The sequence below is a fragment of the Streptomyces sp. TM32 genome (assembly GCF_004122755.1).
Lineage (GTDB): Bacteria > Actinomycetota > Actinomycetes > Streptomycetales > Streptomycetaceae > Streptomyces > Streptomyces sioyaensis.
Map to the genome: position 1 here is coordinate 1 of NZ_SDIG01000253.1, position 6,644 is coordinate 6,644.

6 protein-coding genes are annotated in these 6,644 nt (G+C 71.2%); 5 read left to right on the forward strand and 1 reads right to left on the reverse strand.

Annotation, left to right across the window (positions count from 1 at the left end; genetic code table 11):
• Positions 1–69: 69 nt before the first annotated feature.
• Entirely contained in the window at positions 70–822 is a 753-nt protein-coding gene (locus EST92_RS30405) for a GntR family transcriptional regulator (RefSeq protein WP_129283894.1), read from the reverse strand.
• A 632-nt stretch (positions 823–1,454) separates the two neighbouring features.
• Here EST92_RS30405 and EST92_RS30410 point away from each other — a divergent pair.
• The 5 genes from EST92_RS30410 to EST92_RS30435 all read left to right on the forward strand — a co-directional run bounded on the left by EST92_RS30410 (position 1,455) and on the right by EST92_RS30435 (position 6,566).
• The gene (locus EST92_RS30410; protein ID WP_129283895.1) at positions 1,455–1,718 is read left to right on the forward strand and encodes a hypothetical protein; all 264 of its coding nucleotides are present in this window, start codon (positions 1,455–1,457) and stop codon (positions 1,716–1,718) included.
• A gap of 721 nt (positions 1,719–2,439) precedes the next feature.
• A complete protein-coding gene (locus tag EST92_RS30420) occupies positions 2,440–2,757 on the forward strand; it encodes a hypothetical protein (protein ID WP_129283897.1) in 318 nt (105 codons plus the stop codon).
• 247 nt (positions 2,758–3,004) lie between these two features.
• Positions 3,005–5,878 (forward strand): hypothetical protein, encoded by a 2,874-nt coding sequence (locus EST92_RS30425; RefSeq protein ID WP_254069156.1) that lies wholly within the window; start codon positions 3,005–3,007, stop codon positions 5,876–5,878.
• Positions 5,879–6,087: 209 nt separating this feature from the next.
• Positions 6,088–6,288, forward strand: coding sequence for a hypothetical protein (locus EST92_RS30430; RefSeq protein WP_129283898.1), 201 nt, complete (start codon positions 6,088–6,090; stop codon positions 6,286–6,288).
• Positions 6,285–6,566, forward strand: a complete 282-nt coding sequence (locus EST92_RS30435; protein WP_216849143.1) for a hypothetical protein — start codon at positions 6,285–6,287, stop codon at positions 6,564–6,566. The genes EST92_RS30430 and EST92_RS30435 overlap by 4 nt, the downstream gene beginning before the upstream one ends.
• Positions 6,567–6,644 lie beyond the last annotated feature (78 nt).

Genomic DNA, 6,644 nt, shown 5'->3' on the forward strand with positions numbered 1-6,644 from the left:
AAAGACAGCAGGAGCGTCAGTCAGGCGAAGAGTCAGACCCCCAAGCGGTGCCATGGCCAATCCTCACTGTCAGGCGTCGAACGCATAGTCCAGGACATAAGCGGCGCCATCAAGCGTCATTTCGTTAACTTCGACCGCTCTATCGTCAGCGTCGAACGCGGTGCGGCAAATCTTGATGACGGGTCGGCCGAGTGGAACTGCCAGTCTCTCGGCTTCTTCTGCGGTGGGCAGCCGGCTGCGGATCTCCTCTCTGAAGTGAGCTGGAGCATGTCCGAGTTCGGCGAGCCGGGCGTAAGTACCCCCCTCACCTGTATCGACGCGGGTGATGGCCGACCCTTCGACCAGCGAGTGCGGCAAGTACGAGGTTGCGAGCATGACTGGTCGCTCCTCCATTACGAAGCGTCGCGACCGCGCGCAGGCAAGCTCGCCTTCTCCGAGTTCGAGCATTCGAGCAATATGCGCAGGAGCTTCGATCGCCTCCACTCGTACGTCAACGGTCGTGGGGCGGTCGTCATCTGCGGACCAGATCGACTTACCGGCTCCCCATTGCTGCCGCGCGAGGCGCTGGATTCCGTGGCGGCGAATCTGGCGGAAGGAAATGACGCGAGCGCCAGCTCCCCTTTTCGACTCCACCAGGCCCTCAGTTCGCAGGATCTTCAGCGCCTGGCGGGCGGTGAGCACAGCGACTCCGTGCTGAGCGGCGAGCACCTTCTCGCCCGGCAGTCGATCGCCGGGCGCGTAGTCGCCTGCTTCGATCGCAGCCTTCAGCTCGTCGGCGATCACCTGGTATTTGGGGCGCTGAGGGCCCGTCTCGCCTGCCATGTGTCTCCCTACCTCGCTAACGATCCTACGCGCCGAGCTATCGAGGTTCGCAGAGGCGCCCGACCCTGCGTCGGTAAAACATACCTCGTTAACGCACTTCTTGTAACGAGGATCGAGTCTACTGAGGGCATGCGCGGACCTCGCTAACGAGCTTCGCAGGGACGCCGCTTGCGGCTGCTCCGCCCTGCCCTGATTGGCCCGCGTACCGCCCGGACCCCCCGCTCCGCGGGGGTGGAAGGCAGCGGCCGTTCCTTCACAAATTCACAGTGGACACCCGGAGCCACGACTAGCCGGCACCCCCGAGCAAGAGATCTGCGGAGGGGCGCCGAGAGGTGAGTCCTCTGGTTACCCGGGATCAGGCAACAGCGACAAGCTGGCCCTGCCGCGCGACTAGCACGCACCTTCTCCCATGCCGTCCTCACGGGCGGACAAGGACCCGAACGCGCAGGTGAGACAAGGGCAAAGATCGCGGGCCCCGTAGGCAGTAGATGACCGGTTCGAGTCCGGTCCGGGGCACTTGCGGCACCACGTGCCGCTCGGAGTCGGGCAACCCGCCCACTCCACACGGCGACAGCCCCGGAAGGTGAGAGCTCCGGGGCTGTCAGTACCAGGACCTGAATCGGAGGACCCTGATGCCGACCAGCATCGCACGACCTTTCCCCGCCGTGACCGGCGGTCTCGCCGACACCATCGACGACATCGAGAAGGAAGAGGGCCACGACCACGAGGCCGAGGACGCCGTCCGGCGTCTCGACGCCTGGAAGGCCCGCCGCGCCCAGACGGCCGACGCGGAGCAGCGCCTGAACGCTCTGCTGCTGCGTCTGGTGGCCGAGGGCGACGCCCGTATCACCGCCCGCGCCGCCGAGAGGACCTCGATGGCGGGGAGCGCGGCATGAGGAACCTGCTGAAGCTGCTCAACGACGCCTGCGGCCTGTGCGGTTACTGGCGCTGCCGGTGCTCGGAGGTGGCCCGATGAGCACACCCGCACCCGCCCGTTGTGGCTCCTGTCAGGGGACCGGACAGGGCGAGACCGTCTGCACCGGCTCCGGTACCTACCGCGCGAGGTGCGGTTCCTGCCACGGCTCCGGCCGCCAGTAGCGACCGCAGCCCTTCCCGCGGCGCGGAAGGCCAGCCTGAGCGGCCGAGGCCACCGCGCTGCGGGCCGCATCACATCACCGGCAGGAGTCCGTGCCCGACCACCCGATACGCCGTGCCCGCGCCGCCCAACTGCGGGCGGAGCGGGCCCTTACCCGTCACGGACTCGCTCACCCGCTGGCTCTCACGCTGCTCGCCGCCGCAAGTTCGGCGGCGGCGGGCGCGTGGGAGGCCGGCCACTGGGTCCGTGACCTCCATCCACCCGCACCTTCCCAGGGACATCGCCATGGAACACCCCAACACCCCGCCGAAGCCGAAGGCGGCCGGGCAGAACCGCCTGTCCGCTGATGAGGCCACAGGGTCTTCGCCACCGAGGTCGGCCCGCGCGTCATCGGCGGGATCTACCACAACGCCTACTGGGACACCGTCTACCGCGTCGCCGGCATCCACTACGGCCCCGACGCCCTGGCCGCGATCGGCTGGGATTCCGGCTGGGCGATCACGATCCAGGACGCCCGGGGCGTGCAGACCCACTGCACCGCCTGGGAGAAGACCGACAAGGTCATCGCGCTGCCCGAGGTCACCGTCTACCGCCCTTCCCACGGCGCCCTGCCGCTGGGGCACTACAGCAACCCCGAGGCGGCCCGCGCGCACGTCACCGCCCTGCTTCGCCGTGAGGAGCTCGGCGCGCTGCTGGTCTGGCTCGCCGACGACCTGGACGACCCGCTCAGCCCCGTCGAGGCACACCGCTTTGCGCGGGGCGGAGTGCCGCAGCCCACCGGCTACGTCATCACCCCGGTGTTCATCGCCGACCACTACGCCCCCACGGCCGACGAGTAGACCAGCCGCGGCTGACGACCACGAAGGACACATCGACATGGCTCAGGACAACCAGCCCAGCCCGCCCCCTCCCCGCCGCGGCCCCGTGTCCGACTGCGGGACCCGGACGGCCCACGCATCCCCTGACCTCACCCGCTGAGTCCCGATCTGCCAGTTGCCTGCTCGCCCCCTCCCGCCACCCGGCGGGAGGGGCCGAGTCATGGGAGCCGGACAGCCGTCCATCCGCTGCACGAAGAGAGGAAAGGGCATGGCCGCGCGCACCGCGACCCGCACCAAGAACAAGCCGCCCGCCAAGAAGGCGACTGCCGCGGCGAAGAGGACGGCACCGGCACCGGCAACGGTGCGGCGGCCGTCCGCCGACGATTGCCATCTCCCCGAAGCCGCCCAGGTCTTGGACCAGGCACAGGCGCAGGCCGAGAAGATGACCAGGACGGCTCACGCGCAGGCTCGCCAGGTCCAGGCCGAGGTGATCGAGGAAGCCGGGTGCCGCCTGCGGCAGGCCACCGCCGACGCCGACCGGGTGCGTGCGGCGGCTGGCCGTGAGGTGCAGCGGTCCCGGCAGGAGGCCCGCCGAGCGGCGAAGGACATGATCACCGCGGCCCGCGCGGCCGCCGCCCGGCACCGCAACCGCGCCGACCGTGCAGCTGCCGCGGCTGCGCAGCAGGCCACGGTCCAGGCCGAGCGACTGCTCACCAACGCCCAGGCGGAGGCCAGCGAGCTGACCGGCACAGCCCGCGCCCAGGCCCGGCAGATCCTCAAGGAGGTGGTCGAGGAAGCCGGCCATCGTCTGCGCCAGGCCAGCCACGACGCCGACGCCACGCGAGCCGACGGCTCCCGCGACGCGCAGCAGATCGTGGAGGAGGCGCGCCAGCAGGCGAAGGGCACCACCACTGCGGCCCGTGCGGCCGCGGCCCGGCACCGTAGCCGCGCCGACCGTGCCGCCAAGGCGGTCCAGCAGCGCGCCACCGACCACGCCGAGCAACTTCTCGTTGACGCCCATGCCCAGGCCCAGGAGCTGTCCTGCCGGGCCCGCACCCAGGCCCAGCGTCTGCGTCGGGACGCCCGGGTGCAGGCTCGGCAGGTTCTGGTGGAGGTGGCGGAGGAAGCAGGCCACCGTCTGCGCCAGGCCGCCGAAGCCGCCGACCGTGACGGGCAGCAGATCCGTGAGGAGGCTCGCCGGGAGGCGAAGTCTGCCGTCACCGCGGCCCGCGCGGCCGCGGCCCGCTACCGCAACCGCGCCGACCGGGCTGCCGAGGCGATCGAGCGCAATGCCACCCGCCAGGCCGAGGCACTGGTGGCCGAGGCGCGGACGCGGGCGGCGGAGCTGACGGAACAGGCCGAACTCGAGGCCCTTCAGGTGCTGGACGCGGCCCGTGGCCGCGCCGAAAACCTGGTGGCCGAGGCACGCGCGCAGGCCGTCGACCTCACCGAGCTGTCTGCCACCGACCGCGAGGCGGCGGGCAAAGCCGTCGCTGAGCTGCGCCGCCTGGCGGAAGCCGACCTTGCCGAGGTCAGTGATCTGGTCGAGGAGCGGCGTCAGCAGGCCGGTGCCCTCCTCGGCCGGGCGCAGGAGCAGGCCGACGAGCTGGTCACCGCCGCCCGCCTCGAACTGGAGCAGGCCCGAAAGCGGTCCGTCGAGCTCGCCCAGACCTCGGCCGGCCAGTACGACGCCCGGCGCGCGGAGGCCGAGAAGCTGTATGCGGATGCGGTCGCGGCCGCCGACGACCGGCGCCGCGAGGCCGAAAGCCACACCGCGGCCGCGCACGCCGAAGCGGAGCAGGCCCGTGCACAACTGCGCGAGAAGTTGCGCGAGCTCACCGACGAGTTCGACGCGGAGGCCGCCGGCAAGCGCAAGGCCCTCACCGACGAGCTCAGCACGCTCAAGGCGGCCTGCGACACGCAGCGTGAGCGGCTGCGGGACGAGGCCAAGACCGTCACCAAGGAACTGCGGGAGGCCGCCCAGAAGGAGGCCGACCGCATCGTCGCGGACGCGGAGAAGAAGGGGACGCGTATCACCGAGCGGGCCCAGGCCGATGAGGCCAGAGCCCGCCGGATGCTGGAGGAGGCCCGGGAGGCGAAGCGGGCCAACTCCCGCTGGCGCGGCTGGCACCACAAGCTCAGCCGCACGGCATGGAAGACGGCCCCGTGGATCGCGCTCGGCGCCGGCATCGGCCTCGCCGCCTCCGGCGAGTACGAGCTGGCCCACATGGTCGGCATCAACAAGTACGTCGCCCCGCTCCTGCCGGTGTCCATCGACGTCTACTGCGTCACCGCGTTCCGCACCAAGCAGGACATCCCGTACGCGCTCGCGCTGATGGCGTCGGCCAACGTCGTCTTCCACCTGTCGGAGCAGGCGCACCTCGTGCCCGAGGGACAGTCCGCGCCGTGGTGGCTGACGACGTTCGTCGTGCTGATCTTCGTGGCCGTCGTCTGGCGCGTCCACACGCTCATGCACGACGCCGGTACGGATGGACACGGTGGTACGGACACCGCGGCCGGGACGGGCGGACGTACTGGTACGGCCGCTCGTACGGACGGCGCGTCCGGTACACAGCCTGCCCGTACAACCCTGTCCGGTACGGACTCGTACGGCCCGTCAGCTAGTACGTCGCCCGCTCGGACAGCCAGCGCCGCTGCTCGTACAGAGCCTGTACACGCCACCGCGCACGACACCGCCCCGGCGGCGGCAAATGCGGGCCTGACCAGCGCGTACAACACCCGTACAAGCGGCGTACAAGCCGCCTCGAACGGGGCGGCGCGTACTGGTACGGAGCACTCCGGACGTACCAGCGCCGCCGCGTACGAGGGCGGGGCACGTACCAGTACGGCCACCGCCCGGACGGCTCCCCCGGACGGTGTACCGGCCGCGCGTACCAGTACGGCCGAAGCCCGCGCGCGTACCACCGCGACGGTCACCACCGGGCGTACCGGTACGGCCACGCCCCCTCGTACGGACGCGGAGCTGATCCCCGCCGTACAGGCCCTGCCGCGCGAGGCAGACGGCTTCGTCAACGTCAGCCGCGTCCGGACGGAGCTCTCCGTCAACCAGCCCCGCGCGATCCGGCTGCTCTCCCAGACCGGCCTGCTGCGGCCCGAGGACGCGGACAAGTACCTGACCTGAGCGGATCACCTGCCGACCGGTGTCGACCCCAACCGGACCCTGGGTGCGGGGTGGGGCCGGCCACGGCCGCCAGGCGGCCACCGCCGTGCGCCCGGCCCGCTTTCCAGGGCCCGGCCGCCGCACGGTCTCTCCCATTCAAGGAGCTGACCAAGCATGTCATCGCGCCCGACCCCCATCCCGCCCAAGCCGCAGCAGAAGGAGGCCCGCTGATGGCGTTCTTCGGCCTCGTCGGCAACGACCAGAAGATGGCCTCGACGACCTACAGCGAGCGCGAGTCGGCCTCCGAGCGGGCCGCCCGCAGGCGCCGCCAGGGCCACCACCGCAACGCGGCCGCCGCTGACCGCCAGGGCCAGGCGTGGGAGAGCGCTGAGCGTGCCCGCCAGGACCGCGGGAGCTGGTGGCGGCGATGAGCAAGGACCTCAAGACCGAGGCTGCACGCCGTGACCGCCGCACCCGCGCCGCGGTCGCCACGGTCGCGCCCACCAGCGCCGGCCTGGCCGGTTGCAGGACGAAGGCAGATCTGTTCGACCAGGCCGACAGCGCTCGCGCGCCGCTGACCATCCGGATCAAGGCCGCCACCACCTGTGCGAACTGCCCCCTCGCCGCCACCTGCGGATTCCGCGTCGCCATGCCGAAGACCAGCTCCCGCGCCCAGGCCCGCTCGCTATACCGCAACCGCGCCACCTGAGCTTGCCGTTTAACCTCGCCCGTTCGATGGGCCGGTGACCTGCGGCGTTTCCCGGACATGGGCAGCGGCCGCCTGTGA